Here is a 2,330-nt window from a genome sequence, read left to right as displayed (position 1 = left end):
GACAAGTCTGCTCCCACGATCCAGTGCATAAAAAAACCGGCACAAGGCCGGTTTTTTTACAGCTGGAAAACGCGATCAGAACGAGGCGTTCGCCAGGCCGTCCAGGTAACGCTCAACGTCCAGTGCCGCCATGCAGCCGGCACCGGCCGAGGTGATGGCCTGACGGTAGACGTGATCAGCCACGTCACCGGCGGCGAATACACCCTCGACGCTGGTGGCTGTCGCGTTGCCTTCACGGCCGCCCTGCACAACCATGTAACCGTCCTTCAACGCCAATTGGCCTTCGAACAGCGACGTGTTCGGCGTATGGCCGATCGCGATGAAGACACCGTCGACTTTCAGCTCGTCGCTGCTGCCGTCGTTGTTCTTCAGGCGAGCGCCGGTCACGCCCATGTTGTCGCCCAGCACTTCATCCAGCGTGGCATTGAGCTTGAGTTCGATCTTGCCTTCGGCAACCCGTGCATGCAGCTTGTCGATCAGAATCTTCTCGGCGCGGAACGTCTCGCGGCGGTGAACCAGTGTCACCTTGCTCGCGATGTTGGCCAGGTACAGCGCCTCTTCGACAGCGGTATTACCGCCACCGACGACCGCGACTTCACGGTTACGGTAGAAGAAGCCGTCACAGGTCGCGCAGGCAGAAACACCTTTGCCCATGAATGCTTCTTCCGACGGCAGACCCAGGTAACGAGCGCTGGCACCGGTTGCGATGATCAGTGCATCACAGGTGTACGTTGCGCTGTCGCCTTGCAGGCTGAACGGCTTGCCAGCCAGATCGACCGAGTTGATGTGGTCGAACACGATCTCGGTTTCGAAACGCTCGGCGTGCTCGCGCATGCGCTCCATCAGCACCGGACCGGTCAGGCCATGGGGGTCGCCAGGCCAGTTATCGACTTCGGTGGTCGTGGTCAACTGACCGCCAGCCTGCATGCCGGTGATGAGCAGAGGCTTGAGGTTGGCACGCGCTGCATAGACAGCGGCGCTGTAACCGGCAGGGCCGGAGCCGAGAATAATCACTCGGGAATGACGTACGTCTGACATGACACACTCCTATCGACCGGCCGTTTTGCCGCGGTCGGAACGGCTGGATAAGAACGATGACCGAGGCATCGAATGCCGCTCGGCCATCCTGAAAGTTCTGACGCGACAGCCTGATGCTGAGTCAGGCCATCGCTGTCGATTACAGAGCCTTGGCGTTGGACGCCAGGTAATCAGCAACGCCCTGTGCGTCGGCCTTCATGCCTTTCTGGCCAGGACGCCAGCCTGCCGGGCAGACTTCGCCATGCTCTTCGGTGAACTGCAGGGCTTCGACCAGACGCACCATGTCGTCCACATCGCGGCCCAGAGGCAGGTTGTTGACCACCTGGTGCTGGACCACGCCAGCCTTGTCGATCAGGAACGAAGCACGCAGTGCAACGCCATCGTCATGCTCGATGCCGTAAGCGCGAGTGATCTCGTGCTTGACGTCGGCCACCATGGTGAACTCGACTTCGCCGATGCCGCCTTTCTCCACCGGCGTGCTGCGCCATGCGAAATGGGTGAATTGCGAATCGATGGAAACACCAACCACTTCAACACCCAGATCGCGAAACTTGGCGATGCGGTTGTTGTGGGCGATGATTTCCGAAGGGCAGACAAACGTGAAATCCAGCGGCCAGAAGAACAAGACCACGTATTTGCCGCGCAGGGAGGACAGCTTGAAGCTGTCAACGATGGAACCGTCACCCAATACTGCTGCCGCGTCGAAATCCGGTGCTGCCTTGTTTACCAGTACGCTCATCTATAACTCCATGAAAAATTGAAAGGACAGGTCCTGAAATTGCTGACAAGCCTATCGGGGTGGCAGAGAGTAAGGAAATATCGTTTCACAATCCACCTCATAGGTCACTTCTATAGCGGCTGGGAAATGTACATTCTGCTCATAACGCGCCTGTCAGCCTAATCTCTCCACTTGTCACAGACTGACCGCAAGTCGGCCAGTGCCGAAAAAACCTCTTTTCAAGCGCCTCTTTTACCGCTTCCGCAAAGCCGGTAAGGTCACGCCTTTCGAGCTTTCGGAGGCTGCCATGCCTGCTCCCGCCCTTACCGGCCCGCAATACCTCAGTGAAGGCCTGAAGCTGGTGCTCAGCCCTGGACTGCGCCTGTTTGTCCTGCTGCCCCTGAGCATCAATCTCGTGCTGTTCTGCGGAGTGATCTATCTGGCGATTCATCAGTTCGAATTGTGGGTCGACGCATTCATGCCCACGTTGCCGCACTGGCTGAGTTTTCTCAGTTACATCCTCTGGCCGCTGTTCGTTGCGCTGGTGCTGCTGATGGTGTTCTTCACGTTCACC

At 58.2% G+C, this 2,330-nt stretch carries 3 protein-coding genes; 1 reads left to right on the top strand and 2 read right to left on the bottom strand.

Annotation, left to right across the window (positions count from 1 at the left end; all coding sequences use genetic code 11):
- Nucleotides 1-75 precede the first annotated feature (75 nt).
- A complete protein-coding gene (trxB, locus tag BZK31_RS28100; protein WP_083186434.1) occupies nucleotides 76-1,038 on the bottom strand; it encodes a thioredoxin-disulfide reductase in 963 nt (320 codons plus the stop codon).
- 139 nt (nucleotides 1,039-1,177) lie between these two features.
- Nucleotides 1,178-1,777, bottom strand: a complete 600-nt coding sequence (locus BZK31_RS28095) for a peroxiredoxin (RefSeq protein ID WP_083186433.1) — start codon at nucleotides 1,775-1,777, stop codon at nucleotides 1,178-1,180.
- A 286-nt stretch (nucleotides 1,778-2,063) separates the two neighbouring features.
- On the opposite strand from BZK31_RS28095, the gene BZK31_RS28090 reads away from it, so the two are divergent.
- On the top strand, nucleotides 2,064-2,330 hold a 267-nt coding region (locus BZK31_RS28090), incomplete at its 3' end, for an EI24 domain-containing protein (protein ID WP_341865307.1).

This window comes from Pseudomonas floridensis (assembly GCF_002087235.1).
Classification (GTDB): domain Bacteria; phylum Pseudomonadota; class Gammaproteobacteria; order Pseudomonadales; family Pseudomonadaceae; genus Aquipseudomonas; species Aquipseudomonas floridensis.
This window is presented reverse-complemented; position numbering and strand designations above follow the sequence as displayed.